Genomic DNA, 19,292 nt, shown 5'->3' on the forward strand with positions numbered 1-19,292 from the left:
CTCAAGGGGGGAGATCAGCAGCTTTGGTCTCGGCGCCCACCGTGCCACGTTGATAATTGGCGAAAGCCGACATGACATCCAATCTCCCCCCTTGAGGGGGAGATGTCCGGCAGGACAGAGGGGGGTGCGAAGGAATGAGGCCTTTCTCAACAGACTACTCGAACCTCTCCGCAATATGATGCTCTTCGGCGAGGTCGGAAAACCGTGTGAACTCGCCCTGGAAGGCGAGGCTGACCGAACCTGTCGGGCCGTGGCGCTGCTTGGCGACGATGACTTCGGCCTTGCCGCGCATCTCGTTCATCTCGTGTTCCCACTTGATGTATTCGTCGGTGCCGGGCTTCGGTTCGCGGTTCTTCAGATAATATTCCTCGCGGTAGACGAACATCACCACGTCGGCGTCCTGCTCGATCGAGCCGGATTCGCGAAGATCGGACAGCTGAGGGCGTTTGTCTTCGCGGCTTTCGACCTGACGCGACAGCTGCGACAGCGCGATGATCGGAACGGAGAGTTCCTTGGCCAGCGCCTTGAGGCCGGTGGTGATCTCGGTGATTTCCTGCACCCGGTTCTGCGACGATTTCGCGCTCGACCCCTGCATCAGCTGGATATAGTCGATGACGATGAGGTCGAGGCCGCGCTGACGCTTCAGCCGCCGCGCCCGCGCCGACAGCTGCGCGATCGAGATACCGCCGGTCTGGTCGATGAACAGCGGGATCTTCTGCATGGTCTGCGAGCAGGCGACCAGCTTTTCGAAATCCATCTCTGAAATCTCGCCGCGGCGAATTTTTGACGACGAAATTTCCGTCTGTTCGGAAATGATGCGGGTGGCGAGCTGCTCGGACGACATTTCCAGTGAGAAGAAGCCGACGACGCCGCCATTGGCTGCCTTGAACGAGCCGTCGGCCTGTTGCGCCGGCTCATACATCTCGGCGATGTTGAAGGCGATGTTGGTGGCTAGCGATGTCTTGCCCATGCCCGGACGGCCGGCAATGATGATCAGATCCGACGCCTGCAGGCCACCCATGCGGCGGTCGAGATCGCGCATGCCGGTGGCGAGGCCCGACAAATGGCCGTCGCGCATATAGGCGGCGTTGGCCATGTCGACGGCGGTCTTGACGGCGTCGGTGAAGCTCTCGAAGCCGCCATCGTAACGGCCGGTTTCGGCCAGTTCGAACAGCCGCCGCTCGGCATCCTCGATCTGTTCGGACGGCGCCATGTCGACCGGCGCGTCATAGGCGATGTTGACCATGTCCTCGCCGACGGTGATCAGCGCCCGGCGCGTGGCCAGATCGTAGATGGCGCGGCCATAATCGGTGGCGTTGACGACGGTGACGGCTTCGACCGCCAGACGAACCACATATTGCGCCACCGTCATGTCGCCGACCTTCTCGTCGGCCGGCAGGAAGGTTTTCAGCGTGATCGGCGTCGCCACCTTGCCCATGCGGATGAGCTCGGCCGCGACCTCGAAGATTTTCCGGTGCAGCGGCTCGTAGAAATGGCCGGCCTTGAGGAAGTCGGAGACGCGGTAGAAGGCATCGTTGTTGACGAGGATGGCGCCGAGCAACGCCTGCTCGGCCTCGATGTTGTTCGGCGCTTCACGATAAAGCGGTTGCTGCTCCGCCACGCCGAATTTTCGCGCTGCCTCTGCCATGATGTCCCCGATTTTGATCCCGGCTTCTCGATATCAGAACGAGATAAATCGGTGCTGACCTTTCTGCATCACCGCACGACCAATCAACCTCGATGCCCCGTTGTTCACAGGGGCGGCAAACCGTCCACAGAAGAGTGTTTCCGCGCCCCGATTCCGGTTGACTCAGAAAGGCGCTGACTTCTATCCGAGTCGTTGGAACAGAGCAAGAACAATCTCGGTGATTACCCGCTTCTTCCGTCCAATGTATCGCCCCAGTCCAGCCGCCGCGCTGCCTTGAACAGCTCGCCCTCGCGCTTGGTGAAAAGTGTCTCGCCGGCGCCGCCATCCGGCTGGCACAGTTTGAGCAGCACCTTGCCGGAGCCCGATTTCGGCGGCGCAATCACGCGCGGCTGACGTACAGGCGCGGCTTGCCGCGACGCCGCGACGTAGATGAATTTCTCGTCCTCCCACGGCACGTCGGCGTCCTTGGCCAGGCGGTGCCGGCGCGAGCGGGCGACGCGGCGCGAAAAATGGCACCAGTCGGGCGGCTCAAGCGGGCAGGGCGCCTCATGCGGACAAGGCGCCAGCACGTGCGCCCCGGCCTCCAGCAATTGCCTGCGCACTGCCAGGATGCGCTGCCAGCCGGCCGGTGTGCCGGGCTCGACGATCAGCAGTGTGTCGCCGGTCAACTGCCAGAGCCGGCCGACAAGCTTCGGCAGCGATGCCGGCGCGATCTCGTCCAGCACATAGGCGCAGGTGACCAGATCGGCAGGCTTGAGATCGGCAAGGTCGATGGTCACGTCGCCGGCGCGCCAGTCCATCCTGGTGGCGATGGTATCAAGGGCGAGCGACTGGCCAACCTTGCGCACCGCGGCGCTTGCTTCAACCAGAACCGCCTCTTCGAGGTCGGGCCACAGGTCTGTAGTGGCCCAAAGCACCGTGCCAGGACCGGCGCCGACATCGAGCAAGCTCGTTGGCTGGAAATCGGGCCGCGCATAGGCGAGTTCGTCGAGACCGGCCCGTACCGCCGCGTAGGTCGCCGGCAGCCGCGTCGCCAGATAGGCTTTTACCGCCATCTCTTCGGCCATGTGCAGGCGGCCGTCGCGCAATTCGGCGCGGTAGCGGTCAGACAGCGTCTTCGCCGCCTGGCGCAGCACCGCCAGCGGTATCGTTTCGAGCAGGCGCTCGACGCCTTGTCGCAGCGAGGCGGGGAGTTCCACGCTCAGGCTCCGCGTGGCGCGAGCACCGAGGCGCGGGCGAACTCGACAAGGGTGGTGGCGATGGTGGGCAGGCAGGTCATTAAAAAAGGTCTCGCGAGAACGAGACCTTTTTCAGTGTCAGAGCCGTCAATGGCAAGCGGCAATCGCAATCGAGGCGTTATTCGCGATCCGCCACCTTGCGACGGCGCGCTGGCTTGGCCGCAACGGACCTGACAGCAACGGACCTGGCAGGCACAGACCTGGCGACAGCAGGCTCGGCGGCCGCCGCCTCCTGACGATGCCCCATTTCGCGCATTTCGAGCGCCTTTTCACATTTGGCCATGTAGTCGCGCGTCATCGGCAGCGTGTCGTTCTTCTTGGCGATCTGGATCTGGAAGATCACCAGATCCTGCCAGCGGAAGGCGGCTTCCGAAGCCGCCAGATAGAACTCCCACATCCTGCAGAAGCGCTCGTCATAGATGGCCTTGGCCTTGTCCCGGTTGGCGGCAAAGCGCTGGCCCCAATGCTTCAGCGTATCGGCATAGTGCAGCCGCAGAATCTCGATGTCGGTGACTACAAGGCCCGACTTCTCGATCGCCGGCATCACCTCCGACAGCGAAGGAATGTAGCCGCCCGGAAAAATGTACTTGCGGATGAAGGCGCTGGTCGCCCACGGCACGCCGGAGCGGCCGATCGTGTGCAAGAGCATGACGCCGTCCGGCTTCAACAGCGTCGCCGACTTGTCGAAGAAAGTGCGGAAGTGGTTGACGCCGACATGCTCGAACATGCCGACCGAGACGATGCGGTCGAAGCGTTCGTTGAGTTCGCGGTAGTCCTTGAGGTCGAAATGCACGCGGTCCTGCAAGCCTTGCGCATGCGCCCGGTCGGTGGCGACGCCGTGCTGCTCGGTCGACAGCGTCACGCCTTGCACGTCGACATCGAAAGCCTTGGCGAGATAGAGGCCGAGCCCACCCCAGCCGGAGCCGATATCGAGCACGGTCTGGCCGGCCTTTAGCCTGAGCTTGGCGGCGATATGGCGTTTCTTGGCCATCTGCGCCTCGTCGAGCGTCATGTCCGGCTGTTCGAAATAGGCGCAGGAATACTGCATGTCGTCGTCTAGGAAGAGCCGGTAGAGGTCACCCGACAAATCATAGTGGCGCTGCACGTTGCGGCGCGCCCGTGATGCGGTGTTGATCTGCTGCAGGCGGCGAAAGGCGTGGCGCAGACCCTCGATGGCCTTCGACCAGGTGGCGTCGATACCGCCGCTGCCCATGTTCTGGAAGGCGATGCGCATCATACCCAGTACGCCGCCCTCGATGATGTCGAGTTCGCCGTCCATATAGGCTTCCGGCACGGCCAGCATCGGATCGAAGGTAATGGCGCGCTCGGCATGCGCGGTCTTGATGTGCATATGCACCGGCTCGCCGCTGCCGTCGCCGAAAACCACTGTCGAGCCCTTCGGCCCGGTGACTTTCAGATTGCCCGTACGCACCAGGCGGTCGAGAACGCGCTTCAACAGAATATTCATCACCAAATGTCCCCTCACGGTCAGACTGGCGGACCAATTCTGCAACAATATATAGGGGTTCGAAAAGTTCCATTTGGCACAAAAATGCCCGGGCGAGAGGCCCGGGCATTGGTCCAGAAAGGCTGGATGACGAGGAAGTGATTGGAGCGCTGCTCCCCTCGCTTCCCGATCAGGCCCCGTGCGGGATCAGGCGTTGTCTTCTTCGCCGCCTTCGAACTCGGTGTTCGGGTCGAAGAAGTTCTCCGGCCGTGCGTTGTCGTTGATGTCATCGCCATAGATGGCTTCGGCGGTGGTCAGCGTCTCGCCCTTGGCCTGGCGCTCGGCTTCGTCGGCCGTGCGGGCGATGTTGAGGCTGATGGTGACCTCGACTTCCGGATGCAGCGCAATCGCCACATTGGTGACGCCGATAGTCTTGATCGGCTGGTTGAGCTGGATCTGGTTGCGGTTGACCGAGAACCCTTCGGCGGTCAGCAGGTCGGCGATGTCGCGGGTCGACACCGAACCGTAGAGCTGGCCTGTCTCGCCGGCCGAACGCACGGCGATGAAGCTCTTGCCGTCGAGCTTTTCGGCAACCTGGCTGGCTTCCGACTTGCGCTCGAGGTTGCGCGCTTCGAGCTGCGCGCGCTGCCCTTCGAACTTCTTCTTGTTGGCTTCGTTGGCGCGCAGCGCCTTGCCCTGCGGCAAGAGGAAGTTGCGGGCAAAGCCGTCCTTGACCTTGACGGTATCGCCCATCTGGCCGAGGCGGGAAACGCGTTCGAGAAGAATCACTTGCATGGTCTTATTCCTTCGTCTGGGCACCGACCGCGGGATCGGCGCCGAATTGAATGGAACAGGTCAGGAAGCTCTGAGCGCCTTGGCGCCGGTGTCGCTGTCCTGCCTGTCGCGGCAGTTAGAGGCTTTTCACCTCAACTCGGGATTTCAATGCACGTCGCCAAGAGTGGTCCCGGTTTTGGGACAACGACATGCATCATCAAATTACCCCTGCGGCGCCCGTCGCCGTGGGAGAAGGAAGCAGGCGGCGAACCGCCTGCTCGAAAGTCTTAGCGAACCACGTAGGGCAGCAGGCCGAGGAAGCGGGCGCGCTTGATCGCCTTGGCGAGTTCGCGCTGCTTCTTCTGGCTTACGGCGGTGATGCGCGACGGCACGATCTTGCCACGCTCGGAAATGTAGCGCTGCAGAAGACGCACGTCCTTGTAGTCGATCTTGGGCGCGTTGGCGCCAGAGAACGGGCAGGTCTTGCGGCGGCGATGGAACGGGCGCCGGGTCGGGATCTGATTGATGTCGACCATTATTCTGCACCTCCTTCAACGCCTTCGCGCGGACGGCGCGGACCACGATCACCACCGGCGTCGCCAAATGAGCGCGGCGGACGATCGCCACGGTCGCCGCGGTCACGGTCGCCAAACGAGCGCGGACCACGATCACCACGGTCGCGGTCGCCGAAGCCGCCGCGTTCCGAGCGCTCTTCGCGCTTCTGCATCATGGCCGACGGGCCTTCCTCATGCGCCTCGACCTTGACGGTCAGGAAACGCAGCACGTCCTCGGACAGGCCCATCTGGCGCTCCATCTCGTTGAGCGCTGCCGGCGGGCAGTTGAGGTCCATAAGCGTGTAGTAAGCCTTCCGGTTCTTGTTGACCCGGTAGGTGAGGGACTTCAGTCCCCAGTTCTCGACCCGGCCGACGGACCCGCCATTTGCGGAGATGACGCCCTTGTACTGTTCGACAAGCGCATCGACCTGCTGCTGCGAGAGGTCCTGCCGGGCAAGGAACACATGTTCGTATAAAGCCATAGTGGTTCAGTGCCTTTCTTCGTTTCTCTCCCGGATCCTCGCGGCAAAAGCCTCTGCAACTTCTCTGACCCGCTGATCCCGAAGGGGCGGGGAAGAAAGGAGCATTTCGAGACGGTCGAGAGCGGAGACACGGGAGGCGGAAGCGCTTCTGGCTTCACACGAAGGTTTTGGGTAAAACCTCCGGCCCTCCGTTCAGCCCCCAGCAAGGACCGGCAGATTGCGGGCGTCTATATAGCAAATTGTCTGGAAGGCAAGGGTAACGCATGCTCCGGACAGCGTCCTGGCGTCGCAGGGTTGGAAAAATACCAGGCATCAACTCGTATGCGGGGTACCACCGTTGATCGTTTCGGGGAAGAAATCCGGAGCCGCCTTACGCTTGCCGAACATCATGTCGTATTGCAGCAGGCGGTAATCGTTGATCGCCGGATCAACGTCCTTCTGCCGCGCCCAGTCCGGCGTGGCCTCACCTGACGGTGTCAAAAGCAGATTGCGGTCGACGACGCGATAGCGTTCGCGCAGCGCGCCCAGGAAGCCGGTGTAGTAGGGGTGCGTGATCCCGGCCGTTGTCAGGATGTGGTAGGGCAGGAAGGCCGGGCTCACGGCGCCCATATCCTGCGCCGGACCGGTACGGTTAGACCAGATGACCAGCGGCGTCTGATGATGCTCCAGTGCCGCCGCCGGCGTCGGTTCCTTGCGCGGCGCGACATTGTCCTTCAGGTAACCGGTTTCGACATAGACGGGGCCGAGCGGCGGCAGATGGTCGCCGAAGAAGGCGATGACCGTCGGCCGGTCGCGCTTCTTCGCCCATTCGATCAGCCGCTCGAGGCCGCGATCGGCATCGGCGGAGCCTTCGGCATAGCTGAGCAGCGATTCCCGCGCCCATGTGCTGATCGGCGCCGCGACCTTGTGGGTCGGATTGTAATAGCGGTACGGCTCGTAGGGACCGTGGTTCTGCAGGCTGACGGCGAAGAAGAACACCGGCCGCTCGCTGGCGTCGGCCTCTGCGATGATCTCGTCGGTCATCGAGGCATCGGAAGCCAGCGGCCCGCGCTTTTCCAGTGGCGGCAGCGTCTCTTCCGAGCGGAAATCGTTGAAGCCGAAATCGGCATAGACGGCGCCTCTGTTCCAAAACCAGTTGGTGCCCGGGTGGATGGCGCGCGCCCGGTAGCCCTCGCTTTTCAGGAAGGTCGCCAGCGACGGCGTCGGCGTGCGCACATATTGCTGGTAGGGGATCGAGCCCGCCGGCAGGAAGGCATTGGAAAAGCCGGTCAGCGCCTCGAATTCGATGTTGGCGGTCATGCCGCCGAATTCCGGCGAGAACATATAGCCGGAACGCAGCGCCCGCACATTGGGGATCGGGTCAGGCGTGATTGTGACGCCGGGCAGCTTGGTCGGATCCCAGAAAGATTCGCTCATCACCACGATGATGTCGGGTTTCTCATCCGGTACCGAGGCCGCCACATCAGGCCTGTCGATCGCGTCGATCGCCTTGTCGGAATAGCCCGCCGGCGCCGAGACATGCGCCATCGGCACGTTGAGCGCGAAGGCCAGCGCAAACCCGTTGGAGGCGTAGTTCTCCTTCTGGTCCCACATGATCGGGATGATCTGCAGCCGGTCGCGGGTCCACGAGAAGGTGGCGTAGTCCATGATCGAGACGAAGAAGGCGAGCAGCGGCACTGCCAGCGTCAGCCGCGCCAGCCGCCCTTTGCGGCTGAGGATCGGAACCTTGCGGCGCCACAACCGCCAGCCATAGATCAGCAGCGACAGGCCGGCGACGATGCCGACCGCCATGGCGAGCGCCGTCCAGGGCCGTTCGCGCACCAGGAGCGGCATCAGTGCCATGATCTGGCGCGAATAAAGAAAATCGGTTGGGTAGAGTGGATCGCCGAGATAATGCGACTTCTGATGCCCGACAAAGGCCAGCGCCAGCGTCAGCGGCGCCACGATCATCAGGCTCTGGTGACTGCGGCCAAGCACGGCGTCCAGTCCCATCAGCACCAATGCAAAGACAATGATGGTGGTCCAGCCCGGCTTGAATGGCTGCAGGAAGAAGTCGACCGTGCCGAAGAAGTCGCCGCGCACGATCCATTCGATGGCGAACACCAGGATGGCGGAGGCAAGCAGCGTGACCAGACCGTAGCGGATGACCGGCCATCTGCGCCCCGGCAGGTAGCCGGTGGACGGATCGTCTTCCAAGAATTGTGGCGCGGGTACGGCCGCGCCCTTCCTGATCCTAGCCACGTCTCTTCCCCCGGCCCAAGCAACGCGTATTTCCACTCGCGCCACCGTTCTGTCATAGAACTGTCATGCAAAAGCTAGCGCCTGTGGCGAAAATAAGAAGAGCCAGCAAACGATTCGTGAGCGGTTTTCATCAGGTGTGATCGGCAAAAAGCCTTTGGGAACAGGGACTCGAGGTCAGCTCCGGTTCAAGCGAGAGCCGAAATGCCGCCTCCGGGCTTGACTTGACGGTCCGCCTTGCGTCACAGGCAGGAAAAATCAGCCGCTGGAGAGCGCCCAAATGGCCGTCGCATTCACCTTTCCGGGACAGGGCAGCCAGGCTGTCGGCATGGGCAAGGACCTCGCCGACGCCTTCCCCGAGGCACGCAGGGTGTTCGAGGAAGTCGATGATGCGTTGGGCGAAGAGCTGTCGAAACTGATCTGGGAAGGCCCGGAAGAGGCGCTGACCCTGACTGCCAATGCCCAGCCGGCGCTGATGGCGGTCTCGCTGGCGGCGATCCGCTCGCTGGAAGCGCGCGGCTTTTCGCTGAAGGACAAGGTTGCCTACGTTGCCGGTCATTCGCTCGGCGAATATTCCGCCCTTGCCGCGGCCGGTTTCGTTTCGGTCGCCGATGCTGCCCGGCTGCTGCGCATCCGCGGCAACGCCATGCAGGCGGCGGTGCCGGCCGGCGAGGGCGCCATGGCGGCGATCATCGGACTGGAACAGCCCGACGTCGAAGCCGCTTGCACCGAGGCCGCAACGGGATCCGGCAAAGTCTGCCAGATCGCCAACGACAATGGCGGCGGCCAGCTGGTGATCTCCGGCGCCAGGGCGGCGGTGGAACTCGCCGCGAAACTGTGCACAGAAAAGGGCGCCAAGCGGGCGCTGATGCTGCAGGTCTCCGCACCCTTCCATTCGGCGCTGATGGCGCCGGCGGCCGATGTCATGCGCGAGGCGCTGGCCGACGTGACCAAGAATGCACCGGTCGTGCCCGTCGTCTCCAACGTCACTGTAGCCCCGACCAGCGACCCCGACGAGATCGCGCGCCGCCTGGTCGAGCAGATCACCGGCCGCGTGCGCTGGCGCGAAACGGTGGAGTGGTTCGGCGCCAACGGCGTCGCCACGCTGTTTGAGATCGGCGCCGGCAAGGTGCTTTCCGGCCTGGCGCGGCGGATCAACCGCGACATCGCCACATCCGCCGTCGGCACGCCGCCAGATGTCGAGGCGGCGCTGGCCGCGCTTGCATAATCCACTGGCGATTCAACCCCTCCCGTGGGAAGGGTGTTCCCTTAAGATCAGGAGAAGAAAATGTTCGAACTGACCGGCCGCAAGGCGCTCGTCACCGGCGCATCGGGCGGCATTGGCGAGGCGATTGCCCGGGTGCTGCATGCGCAAGGCGCCATTGTCGGCCTGCACGGCACCCGCATCGAGAAACTGGAGACCCTGGCCGGCGAACTCGGCGACCGGGTAAAGCTGTTCCCGGCCAATCTAGCCGACCGTGACGAGGTCAAGGCGCTTGGCCAGAAGGCCGAAGCCGAACTCGAAGGCGTCGACATACTGGTCAACAATGCCGGCATCACCAAGGACGGCCTGTTCGTGCGCATGGCGGACGCGGATTGGGACAGCGTGCTGGAGGTGAACCTCACCGCCGTGTTCCGGCTCACCCGCGAGCTGACCCATCCGATGATGCGCCGCCGCCATGGCCGCATCATCAACATCACCTCGGTGGTCGGCGTCACCGGCAATCCTGGCCAGACCAATTATTGCGCCTCCAAGGCCGGCATGATCGGCTTTTCCAAGTCGCTGGCGCAGGAGATCGCCACCCGCAACATCACCGTCAACTGCGTCGCCCCGGGCTTTATCGAATCGGCCATGACCGACAAGCTCAACGACAAGCAGAAAGACGCGATAATGGCCGCGATCCCGACGCGCCGCATGGGCACGAGTGTTGAAGTGGCGTCGGCCGTCGCCTATCTCGCCTCCAACGAGGCAGCCTACGTCACCGGCCAGACCATCCATGTCAACGGTGGCATGGCCATGATCTGACAGGATATTGCCGGGTGATAAGAAGACATGGCCGGCTTGTGAAAAGAGACCATTTCGCCTTGGACCTCGGCCATTTTTCGTGTAATGCGGCCCGCAACCCGGCGGTTCGGGCAAAAACCGGTCCGGCATCGTTGCGTTTCCGGCAGGACCATCTTTCAGCTTGATTAGCGGCATTCTGCCCGTTAACGAAGACAGACAAACAAAAGACGAGGATGCCCCAAATGAGTGACACCGCAGAGCGCGTCAAGAAGATCGTCATCGAACATCTTGGCGTCGATGCCGACAAGGTGACGGAGCAGGCGAGCTTCATCGATGATCTGGGCGCGGACAGCCTCGACACGGTCGAACTCGTCATGGCCTTCGAAGAAGAGTTCGGCGTCGAGATTCCGGACGATGCGGCCGAGACCATCCTGACCGTCGGCGATGCCGTGAAGTACATCGACAAGGCTTCGGCCTGACACTATCCGCAGTCATCACCGGGGAGGACCTGCGATGAGGCGTGTCGTCGTCACGGGCCTTGGCCTGGTTTCGCCGTTCGGCATGGGCTTCGAGCACAGCTGGAAGGAACTTCTGACCGGCCGCAGCGCCGCCAAGCGCGTCACCGAGTTCGAAGTGGAAGATCTTGCCTGCAAGATCGCCCACGTCATTCCTCGCGGTGACGGCACCAACGGCACGCTCAATCCCGAAGCCGTGCTCGAGCCCAAGGAACTGCGCAAGATCGGCGACTTCATCCTTTACGGGATTGCGGCCGCCGACGAAGCGCTGAAGGATTCCGGCTGGGAGCCCAGCACCGAAGCCGAGCGCTGCGCCACCGGCGTCATGATCGGCTCCGGCATCGGCGGCCTCGAGGGCATCGCCGAGAACGCTATCATCCTGAAAGAGCGCGGACCGCGCCGTATCAGTCCATTCTTCATTCCCGGCAACATTATCAACCTGGTATCTGGCCAGGTATCGATCCGGCATGGGCTGAAAGGCCCCAACCACGCCGTCGTCACCGCCTGCTCGACCGGCGCGCACGCCATTGGCGATGCCGCCCGGCTGATCATCTTCGGCGATGCCGACGTGATGCTGGCCGGCGGCGCGGAATCGCCGGTGACCAGACTATCGCTTGCCGGCTTCGCTGCTTGCCGGGCACTGTCCACCGACCGCAACGACACGCCTGAGAAGGCCTCGCGTCCCTATGACCGCGACCGTGACGGCTTCGTCATGGGCGAGGGCGCCGGGGTCGTCGTGCTGGAAGAACTCGAACACGCCAAGGCGCGCGGCGCCAAGATCTATGCCGAGGTCACCGGCTACGGCCTGACCGGCGATGCCTATCACATCACTGCACCGGCCGAAGACGGCGACGGCGCCTTCCGCTGCATGACGGCGGCGCTGAACCGGGCCAAGCTGACGCCCGCCGACGTCGACTACATCAACGCGCACGGCACCTCGACCATGGCCGACACGATCGAACTCGGCGCCGTCGAGCGGCTGGTCGGCAACGCCGCCTCGAAAATCTCGATGTCGTCGACCAAGTCGTCGATCGGCCATCTCCTGGGTGCGGCGGGTGCCGCCGAGGCGATCTTTTCGATCCTCGCTATCAGAGACAACATCGCGCCAGCCACCATCAATCTTGACAACCCGGAACGCGAAACCGCGATCGATCTTGTTCCGAACACGCCACGGCATCGCCAGGTCGACGTGGCGCTGTCCAACTCCTTCGGCTTCGGCGGCACCAACGCTTCGCTGGTATTCCAGCGTTATACAGGCTGATTGCGGTATCGACCGGCGCGCCAGCGGTCTGTCGTCAATTTTGCCATATTCAAGCCTACTCTGCCGCTGGGGATTCGTCGCATCGGCCTGAAACCGAAGGCGCTTTTTTAAAAGCACGATGCGTAGGCTTGAAATGTTAGGGCACGCTGTGAGTCCAATCGGGCGCATGGTCGCTCTAAGAGATCAGATGGTAGGGCGCTAATGAACACCAATCCGGGCGGCAGCGGACAATTCGGACAAAACCAGCAGACCGGCCCGATCGTGCCGAAGACCGCGGCCGAAGCTTTGCGCCCGGAAGCCGGCACACCACCACCAAAGCGCTCGCGCGCCTCGCGCAGCCAAGTCGTCGTGTTCATGAACTTCGTCATCTCCGCGGTGATGTTGATGATCCTCGCCGCCGGCGTTTCGCTCTATTTCGGCAAGCAGGCATTCAACGAACCGGGCCCGTCGGTGGCCGGCGACACCTTCCTGGTCAAGCCGAGCACCGGCGTCCAGGATATTGCCGACCAGCTCGAACGGCGTGGGCTGATCAGCGATGCCCGCATCTTCCGCATCGCCGTGCGGGTCTATGGCAATGATTCAGCGCTGAAGGCAGGCGAATACGAGATAAAGCCGCGCGCCTCCATGCGCGACATCATGGAGCTTCTGAAGAGCGGCAAGTCGGTGATGTACTCGCTGACCATTCCCGAGGGCCTGACGGTCGAGCAGGCGCTGCAGCGCATCGCCGAGCAGGATGCGCTGACCGGCGACATGCCGGCCGCCAAGCCGGCTGAGGGCAGCCTCGCCACCGACACGCTGCGCTTTACCCGCGGCGCCACGCGCCAACAGATGGTCGACAAGCTGCTCGCCGACCAGAAGAAGCTGGTCGACGAGGTCTGGCAGCGGCGCGCGCCCGACCTGCCTCTGGCCAATGTCGACGACTTCGTCACCTTGGCCTCGATCGTCGAAAAGGAAACCGGCCGGGGCGACGAGCGCTCGCGCGTTGCCGCCGTCTTCCTCAACCGTCTGGCCAAGGGCATGCGGCTGCAATCCGATCCGACCATCATTTACGGCCTGTTCGGCGGCAAGGGCAAACCCGCCGACCGGCCGATTTATCAATCTGACATCCAGAAACAGACGCCTTACAACACCTATCTTATCAATGGCCTGCCGCCGACGCCGATCGCCAATCCCGGCCGCGCCGCGCTCGAAGCCGTCGCCAACCCGTCGAAGACCGATGATCTCTATTTCGTCGCCGACGGCACCGGCGGCCACGTCTTTGCCACCACGCTTGCCGAGCACAATGAGAACGTTGCCCGCTACCGGGCACTGCAGAAGAAGCAGGCTGAAGCCGCCGCCAAGGGCGCCAAGACTCCGGGCCAGACCGATGCGCCGGCGGATGGCGACGACAACGGTGACGCAAGTGGCGATGCCGCCGGTGACAGCGGTGATGCCGGCGATACGGGTGCCGCCCAGTAGCAGGCCGGCGCTTTCAGACGGATCGACCTTAAGCGATGCGGACAGAGGCGGACGCGCTGCTGCTTTGAACGAGTAGCGGGGTTCGAAGCGTTTTCGGTCTTGCTCGGGTGCCTCTGAATCTCGATTTCAGCCCTGCGAGATCGAAACGACAGCGGAAATCAACATCTTGCCGGTATTGCGATTCTGACATTCGCGCTGCCCGTGATATCGAACGCATGCGCAATTGTTAGAATCGGACCATCAGGGAGACACGAGCCGCATCATGAATTTGCAGAGCATGACCGGATTTGCACGCACTGTTGCCGAACATGACGGCGCCTCGATCGCCTGGGAGGTCAAGTCGGTCAACGGCAAGAGCGTCGAGGTCAGGTTGCGGCTGCCGCAAGGTTTCGAGCGGCTCGAACCGACTGTGCGGCAGACGCTGCAGAAGCGCTTTTCGCGTGGCAATTTCCAGGCGACGCTGACCGTCGGTCGCGCCGCCGGCCAGCAGGCGCAGCCAGTGGTCAACGAAGCCTTCCTCAGGGATCTGGCGGGCTTGGCCAAGCGGCTGCAGGACCAGTTCGGTGTTGGTCCGGCAACTGCCGACGGTCTGCTTTCCCTGCGCGGCGTGCTCGATATCCCTGAAACCAGCGAAACCGAGGAGGTGCGGGCAGCACTCGACGCGTCAATCCTGTCCGCGCTGGAAACGGCGCTTACAGGTCTCGAGCAGGCACGCCAGAACGAGGGCGAAGCGCTGCGTTCGCTGCTTTCCGGCCATATCGACGCCATTGAGGCGCTGACGCTTCAAGCCGAGGCCGACCCGTCGCGCGAACCGGCGGCGATCCGCGAGCGGATCGCCGAACAGGTGCGGCTGCTGATGGATGCGTCGGCCAATCTCGATGCCGGCCGGCTGCACATGGAAGCGGCGTTCCTGGCCACCAAGGCCGATATCCGTGAAGAGATCGATCGGCTGAAGACGCATGTGGCGTCGGGCAGAGCGCTGCTGGCAAATGGCGGCGCCATCGGCCGCAAGCTCGATTTTCTGGCGCAGGAATTCAACCGCGAATCGAATACGCTGTGTTCCAAGTCGAACGCCGCCACTGTCACCGCCATCGGGCTGGAACTGAAGGCGGTGGTCGACCAGTTTCGCGAACAGGTCCAGAATCTGGAGTAAACCCGAATGGGTGGCAAGAAGCCGATGGTTGCCAGGGATCTCGGATCCCGCATTCGCCGCCGCGGGCTGATGCTGGTCCTGTCGTCGCCGTCGGGCGCCGGCAAGTCGACGATCGCGCGCAACCTGCTGGAAAGCGACGGCAGCCTGGAATTATCGGTCTCGGTCACCACCAGGCCACGCCGCGGCTCGGAGATCGAGGGCGTCCACTATCACTTCCGCACCACGCGCGAGTTCGAGCGGCTGCGCGATTCCGACGCGTTGCTCGAATGGGCCGAGGTGCACGGCAATTGCTACGCGACGCCGCGCGAGCCGGCCGAACTGGCGCTGGCGCAGGGCCGTGACATGCTCTTCGACATCGACTGGCAAGGCGCCCAGCAGCTCAAGGAGAAGATGCGCGCCGACATCGTCTCGATCTTCATCCTGCCGCCGTCGATGAAGGAATTGAAGTCGCGCCTCAAGCGCCGCGCCGAGGACCAGGAGCACGTGATCGAGACCAGGCTGAAGAACGCCCGCAACGAGATCGAGCACTGGAAGGAATATGACTTTGTCATCGTCAACGACGATCTCGACCGCGCCTTCGCCGAAGTGCGTGGCATCGTGACGGCGGAAAGGCTGCGGCGCGACCGCCGGCCCGGGCTGTTCGATTTCGTCTCGGGGTTGCTGGACGAGAAGACGGAATAGGCAGCTGTCGTTCCCCGATGGCCGGCTGTCCCCATGAAGGGCGTCTTTGGCAAACGATCTGGCAATATGACGCTGTGGACATCTGTTACTGGCTGGCGATATCTTTTATGAGTTCTGCCAATGGGGTTTCCTCGCCGGCAAAGCTCTCAATCATCGCATTCAGGACGTTTTCGCGACCGAGCATATCGGCATTGAATGGGAATCCTGCATTCTCCATCAGCATTGCCAGAAAGGTAAGCTGCGTGCGGCCGTTGCCTTCGCGAAACGGGTGGACGGCATTGATTTCGGCCAAAACATGCGCGGCCCGAACGGCGAAGGCGTCGAGGTCGAGTTCGCAGAGATAATCACCGTCGGCGAGTTCGCCGAAAATTCTATGCATTTCCTGGTTGATATACTCAGGATAGCAGAACCAGTTGCCCCCCTTGCCGATGGGGATGGCGCGAACCTCTCCCGCCCATTCATAAACGTCCTGGAACAGGTGATGATCGACGCCTTGTAGTGCTCGAAATCCAGACGGCCTGCGGGGATATGTTCGTCGGCCCTGGTCAGGAAAAGTGCCAACTCGAATTCATCGAGTTGGGCCTGGTCTTTGATATTCAGCCTGTTGCGGAGAACGGTCGTGCCTGGGTAGCACAGCGGATCATGTTCAGCGGCATAGACCACCTGCCGATCCTACTTCTTGCGGGTTACTTGGTCCTTGATAAGCGCCCTGCGCTCATCCCCGCTCAGGCCGCGCTCACGGCTTTCCTTCAGAATGAAGCCCATACGTTGCGATAGCTTCAAGCCTTCAATCGCGCTGATTTTTTCGCCCCTGCCGCTGGTCAGGACAAACTGGCCATTTTGGGTCGGGCGGAGGCTTGAGGTACTCTTTTTCATATGACGACAATATCACGCTCGGCGACTCACCGGCAACTGCATGCCGCTATATGCTGCTTGTCGTCGCTGTCACACAGGATGCGATTTGGGTCCACGGCCGACTAGCGCCGCCGGTCAAACCGCGTTTGTCAGCCGCACGAATTCCTCGACGCTGAGCGTCTCCGCACGCCGGGTCGGATCGATGCCGGCGCGCGTCAGCAGTGCCTCGCCACCCAGGCTCTTCACGCTCTGCCGCAGCATTTTCCGGCGCTGGCCGAAAGCGGCTTCGGTGACGCGACCGAGTTTTTTCACGTCGGTTGACAAAGGGCTGGCGCGCGGCACCAGATGCACCACCGAGGACGTTACCTTGGGTGGCGGCGTGAACGCTTGCGGCGGCACGTCGAAGGCGATCCTCGCCTCGGTCCGCCAGCCCGCCAGCACGCCGAGCCGGCCATAAGCATCGCTGCCGGCACCGGCGACAATGCGCTCGGCCACCTCGCGCTGGAACATCAGCGTCATCGATTGATAGAAGGGTGGCCAGTCCGCCACGGTCAGCCAACGGATCAACAGCTCGGTGCCGATATTGTAGGGCAGGTTGGCGGCAATCCTCACCGGGCCGCCTTGTGACGCGGTCTTGGCAAGAGCGGCAAAATCCGTCTTCAGCGCATCGCCGCTGATCACCTCGAGCCGGCCCGGATAGTGGTTGGAGACCTCGGCCAAGGCCGCAAGGCAGCGTTCGTCGCGCTCGATGGCGACGACGCGGCGGGCACCGGCAGCGAGCAGCGCCCTGGTCAGCCCGCCGGGGCCGGGGCCGACCTCGATTACCGTACTGTCGCTAAGGTCCCCGGCGACGCGCGCGATCTTGCCGGTCAAATTGAGGTCGAGCAGGAAATTCTGGCCAAGCGCCTTCTTTGCCTGCAGTCCATGGCGCTCGATCACCTCGCGCAGCGGCGGCAGCCCGTCAATGCTCATGAATTTTGGGCTCATGATTTGGGCTCATGATTTGTGGCTCATGCAGCTGCGGGCTTTGCGCCGGTATCGGCCAGCCGGCGGGCCAGCATCAGCGCCGCGATCAGGCTGTCGGGACGTGCGATGCCCTTGCCGGCGATGTCGAAGGCTGTGCCGTGATCGGGCGAGGTGCGGATGAACGGCAGGCCAAGCGTGACGTTGACGGCCTCGTCGAAGGCCAGCGCCTTGGCCGGGATCAACGCCTGGTCATGATACATGCAGACCGCCACGTCATAGCCGGCGCGGGCGCGCGCATGAAACATCGTATCGGCCGGCAGCGGCCCGAAGGCATCGATGCCTTGCGCCCGCAACATGTCGACCGCAGGACGAATGATGCGCTCGTCCTCTGTCCCCATGGCGCCGCTTTCGCCGGCATGCGGATTGAGGCCGGCAAGCGCGAGCCTCGGCCTGGCGATGCCGAAACGGCGTGCAAGATCGCCGGCGGTGATGCGCGCGATGGCAACGATCAGCTCCGTCGTCAGCGTCTTCGGCACCTCGGCCAGCGCGATGTGGATGGTGACCGGAACGGTGCGCAATTCGGGGCCGGCGAGCAGCATCACCGGCGTCACCGTGCCGCCGGTGTGGAGCGAGGCCAGATGCGCCAGATATTCGGTGTGACCGGGAAAGCCGAAGCCGGCATCGTAAAGCGGCTTCTTCGCGATCGGGCAGGTGACGACCGCGGCCGCGTGACCGGCAAGGCAGTCGGCGACGGCGCGATCGATGGCCTCGATGATACCGGCGGCATTGGCCGGGTCGGGCCGGCCGGGATCGTCGGTGAAGTGGGCCGCCAGCGGCACCACGGGCAAGGCGTGTTGAAAGACACCAGCTGCTTGGGCCGGCACCGTCTCGGCGATTGCCACCGCCGCGCCGAGCCGGCGCGCCCGCGCGGCAATCAGCGCCGGATCGGCGAGAAGATAGAAGGGTGCGGCACCGGAACCGCGGGCGCTCTGCCACGCGGCAATGGCGATTTCCGGACCGACGCCGGATGGATCGCCGACGCTCAGCGCCAGCGGAAGCTCTGTCTCATGCACGGCTGGGCCGGTTCAGCGCGTAACGATCTTGGCTTTCGCCTTCAGCTCTTCGACATACTTGGCCGAGAGCTCGTCGGCGTTCTTGTCGCCGCTGCCTTCGCTCTGGAACACCATCTGGGCCGCCTTGTCGTCGGAAACCTCTCGCGACGAGCAGATGCCGATGAATTCAATGCCGCGATCGGTCTCGCGCACGGCCGTGGCGCCGCCCAGCTTGGTGGCCTTGATCTGCTCGGCCCAGTCCGGCGGCAGTTGCGGCGCCAGCAATCGGGGGAGGTCGCGAACGGTGACGTCGATCAGACCCTTGGCGAATTCACGCGTGGTGTTGCAGCCATTGAAGCGGGCGCGCATGGCTTCAGCCTCGCGCTTGCGTTTGGCGAGTGTGGCACTGCGTTCGGCCTTCGGCACCACGAAGATCACCTGCTGCAGCATGTACTCGGTGGCGCTTGGCTTGGCGCCGCCTTTTTCGAGCATGCGCTTGACCAGATCCTGTTCGCTCACCTCCCCGCCGCCGCCGCTGTAGCGTGCGCTCAGCGCCTGGTTCCACGCCATCTGGGAGCGGATGAATTCCTTGAAATGCTCCTTGGTCACGCCGGACTGCGCCATGACACCGTCGAGCTGCTTGAGCTGCATCTTGTTGCTCGAGGCAAAGCGCTGATAGGCAGCCTCTACCTGGGCGTCGGAGATGCGGATGCCGAGACGCCTGGCCTCCGCCATACGCAGCGTCTGGTCGATCATTTCCTGACCCGCGTCACCCTTCTTGCGCTGCAGTTTCAGGAAGGCAGCCCGGTGCGCGATGTCGCCGGTGGTGATCGGCATGTTGTTGACGACATACTTGATTTCACTGGCGAAGGCCGGCGGTACTATCATGGTGACGGAGACCGAGGTCGCCGCCAACAGGAGCGCGAATCCTGCCGAAAACAGGTATTTCCTCATCGAAAGCATCC

At 63.2% G+C, this 19,292-nt stretch carries 19 protein-coding genes; 7 read left to right on the plus strand and 12 right to left on the minus strand.

Annotated elements, in window-relative coordinates:
- Positions 1-154 precede the first annotated feature (154 nt).
- From X730_RS144210 to X730_RS144180, 7 genes are all read right to left on the minus strand, one after another.
- Entirely contained in the window at positions 155-1,648 is a 1,494-nt protein-coding gene (locus X730_RS144210) for a replicative DNA helicase (RefSeq protein ID WP_023731144.1), read from the minus strand.
- 221 nt (positions 1,649-1,869) lie between these two features.
- Positions 1,870-2,847, minus strand: a complete 978-nt coding sequence (locus X730_RS144205) for a small ribosomal subunit Rsm22 family protein (protein WP_023705362.1) — start codon at positions 2,845-2,847, stop codon at positions 1,870-1,872.
- Between the two features lie 157 nt (positions 2,848-3,004).
- Entirely contained in the window at positions 3,005-4,354 is a 1,350-nt protein-coding gene (locus tag X730_RS144200; protein ID WP_023672720.1) for a cyclopropane-fatty-acyl-phospholipid synthase family protein, read from the minus strand.
- Between the two features lie 186 nt (positions 4,355-4,540).
- Positions 4,541-5,128: a 50S ribosomal protein L9 gene (rplI, locus tag X730_RS144195; protein WP_023672721.1), complete on the minus strand. Its 588-nt coding sequence runs from the start codon at positions 5,126-5,128 to the stop codon at positions 4,541-4,543.
- 266 nt (positions 5,129-5,394) lie between these two features.
- Entirely contained in the window at positions 5,395-5,643 is a 249-nt protein-coding gene (rpsR, locus tag X730_RS144190; RefSeq protein ID WP_006203718.1) for a 30S ribosomal protein S18, read from the minus strand.
- Positions 5,643-6,143 carry a 30S ribosomal protein S6 gene (rpsF, locus tag X730_RS144185; RefSeq protein WP_023672722.1) on the minus strand — a complete coding sequence of 167 codons (501 nt, stop codon included), beginning with the start codon at positions 6,141-6,143 and terminating at the stop codon, positions 5,643-5,645. Before rpsF ends, rpsR begins: the two co-directional genes overlap by 1 nt.
- 312 nt (positions 6,144-6,455) lie before the next feature.
- The gene (locus X730_RS144180; RefSeq protein WP_023826920.1) at positions 6,456-8,384 is read right to left on the minus strand and encodes an LTA synthase family protein; all 1,929 of its coding nucleotides are present in this window, start codon (positions 8,382-8,384) and stop codon (positions 6,456-6,458) included.
- A gap of 277 nt (positions 8,385-8,661) precedes the next feature.
- On the opposite strand from X730_RS144180, the gene fabD reads away from it, so the two are divergent.
- The 7 genes from fabD (at position 8,662) to gmk (ending at position 15,454) form a co-directional block, all read left to right on the plus strand.
- Positions 8,662-9,609 carry an ACP S-malonyltransferase gene (gene fabD, locus X730_RS144175; RefSeq protein WP_023685685.1) on the plus strand — a complete coding sequence of 316 codons (948 nt, stop codon included), beginning with the start codon at positions 8,662-8,664 and terminating at the stop codon, positions 9,607-9,609.
- A gap of 60 nt (positions 9,610-9,669) precedes the next feature.
- Positions 9,670-10,407: a 3-oxoacyl-[acyl-carrier-protein] reductase gene (gene fabG, locus X730_RS144170; protein ID WP_023685686.1), complete on the plus strand. Its 738-nt coding sequence runs from the start codon at positions 9,670-9,672 to the stop codon at positions 10,405-10,407.
- Between the two features lie 221 nt (positions 10,408-10,628).
- Entirely contained in the window at positions 10,629-10,865 is a 237-nt protein-coding gene (locus tag X730_RS144165) for an acyl carrier protein (protein WP_006203723.1), read from the plus strand.
- A gap of 34 nt (positions 10,866-10,899) precedes the next feature.
- Positions 10,900-12,162 (plus strand): beta-ketoacyl-ACP synthase II, encoded by a 1,263-nt coding sequence (gene fabF / locus X730_RS144160; RefSeq protein ID WP_023685687.1) that lies wholly within the window; start codon positions 10,900-10,902, stop codon positions 12,160-12,162.
- A gap of 201 nt (positions 12,163-12,363) precedes the next feature.
- Positions 12,364-13,620 (plus strand): endolytic transglycosylase MltG, encoded by a 1,257-nt coding sequence (gene mltG / locus X730_RS144155; RefSeq protein WP_023826921.1) that lies wholly within the window; start codon positions 12,364-12,366, stop codon positions 13,618-13,620.
- A gap of 262 nt (positions 13,621-13,882) precedes the next feature.
- Positions 13,883-14,773: a YicC/YloC family endoribonuclease gene (locus X730_RS144150; RefSeq protein ID WP_023685689.1), complete on the plus strand. Its 891-nt coding sequence runs from the start codon at positions 13,883-13,885 to the stop codon at positions 14,771-14,773.
- Between the two features lie 24 nt (positions 14,774-14,797).
- Positions 14,798-15,454 (plus strand): guanylate kinase, encoded by a 657-nt coding sequence (gene gmk, locus X730_RS144145; RefSeq protein ID WP_023689111.1) that lies wholly within the window; start codon positions 14,798-14,800, stop codon positions 15,452-15,454.
- Positions 15,455-15,539: 85 nt separating this feature from the next.
- Here the strand turns inward: gmk and X730_RS01000000164650 are convergent, their stop codons facing one another.
- The 5 genes from X730_RS01000000164650 to X730_RS144125 form a co-directional block, all read right to left on the minus strand.
- Complete coding sequence (locus X730_RS01000000164650) at positions 15,540-16,022, minus strand: Fic family protein (RefSeq protein ID WP_348633128.1); 483 nt, start codon at positions 16,020-16,022, stop codon at positions 15,540-15,542.
- A 104-nt stretch (positions 16,023-16,126) separates the two neighbouring features.
- Positions 16,127-16,330: a hypothetical protein gene (locus X730_RS144140; protein ID WP_023754730.1), complete on the minus strand. Its 204-nt coding sequence runs from the start codon at positions 16,328-16,330 to the stop codon at positions 16,127-16,129.
- A 114-nt stretch (positions 16,331-16,444) separates the two neighbouring features.
- Positions 16,445-17,281, minus strand: coding sequence for a 16S rRNA (adenine(1518)-N(6)/adenine(1519)-N(6))-dimethyltransferase RsmA (rsmA, locus tag X730_RS144135; RefSeq protein ID WP_023826922.1), 837 nt, complete (start codon positions 17,279-17,281; stop codon positions 16,445-16,447).
- A 38-nt stretch (positions 17,282-17,319) separates the two neighbouring features.
- Entirely contained in the window at positions 17,320-18,348 is a 1,029-nt protein-coding gene (gene pdxA, locus X730_RS144130) for a 4-hydroxythreonine-4-phosphate dehydrogenase PdxA (RefSeq protein WP_031197143.1), read from the minus strand.
- Positions 18,349-18,360: 12 nt separating this feature from the next.
- Positions 18,361-19,290: a peptidylprolyl isomerase gene (locus X730_RS144125; protein WP_023826924.1), complete on the minus strand. Its 930-nt coding sequence runs from the start codon at positions 19,288-19,290 to the stop codon at positions 18,361-18,363.
- Between the last annotated feature and the right edge of the window lie 2 nt (positions 19,291-19,292).

This window comes from Mesorhizobium sp. L103C131B0, assembly GCF_000502275.1.
Lineage (GTDB): Bacteria > Pseudomonadota > Alphaproteobacteria > Rhizobiales > Rhizobiaceae > Mesorhizobium.

Bases quoted from the DNA above. Each gene is read 5' to 3' on its own strand.
- fabG (WP_023685686.1), top strand. From the start codon at position 9,670: ATGTTCGAACTGACCGGCCGCAAGGCGCTCGTCACCGGCGCATCGGGC.
- fabD (WP_023685685.1), top strand. From the start codon at position 8,662: ATGGCCGTCGCATTCACCTTTCCGGGACAGGGCAGCCAGGCTGTCGGC.
- rpsR (WP_006203718.1), bottom strand. From the start codon at position 5,643: ATGGTCGACATCAATCAGATCCCGACCCGGCGCCCGTTCCATCGCCGC.
- rplI (WP_023672721.1), bottom strand. From the start codon at position 5,128: ATGCAAGTGATTCTTCTCGAACGCGTTTCCCGCCTCGGCCAGATGGGC.
- X730_RS144140 (WP_023754730.1), bottom strand. From the start codon at position 16,330: ATGAAAAAGAGTACCTCAAGCCTCCGCCCGACCCAAAATGGCCAGTTT.
- rsmA (WP_023826922.1), bottom strand. From the start codon at position 17,281: ATGAGCATTGACGGGCTGCCGCCGCTGCGCGAGGTGATCGAGCGCCAT.
- rpsF (WP_023672722.1), bottom strand. From the start codon at position 6,143: ATGGCTTTATACGAACATGTGTTCCTTGCCCGGCAGGACCTCTCGCAG.
- X730_RS144165 (WP_006203723.1), top strand. From the start codon at position 10,629: ATGAGTGACACCGCAGAGCGCGTCAAGAAGATCGTCATCGAACATCTT.
- mltG (WP_023826921.1), top strand. From the start codon at position 12,364: ATGAACACCAATCCGGGCGGCAGCGGACAATTCGGACAAAACCAGCAG.
- X730_RS144125 (WP_023826924.1), bottom strand. From the start codon at position 19,290: ATGCTTTCGATGAGGAAATACCTGTTTTCGGCAGGATTCGCGCTCCTG.
- X730_RS144200 (WP_023672720.1), bottom strand. From the start codon at position 4,354: ATGAATATTCTGTTGAAGCGCGTTCTCGACCGCCTGGTGCGTACGGGC.
- X730_RS144210 (WP_023731144.1), bottom strand. From the start codon at position 1,648: ATGGCAGAGGCAGCGCGAAAATTCGGCGTGGCGGAGCAGCAACCGCTT.
- X730_RS144150 (WP_023685689.1), top strand. From the start codon at position 13,883: ATGAATTTGCAGAGCATGACCGGATTTGCACGCACTGTTGCCGAACAT.
- fabF (WP_023685687.1), top strand. From the start codon at position 10,900: ATGAGGCGTGTCGTCGTCACGGGCCTTGGCCTGGTTTCGCCGTTCGGC.
- gmk (WP_023689111.1), top strand. From the start codon at position 14,798: ATGGTTGCCAGGGATCTCGGATCCCGCATTCGCCGCCGCGGGCTGATG.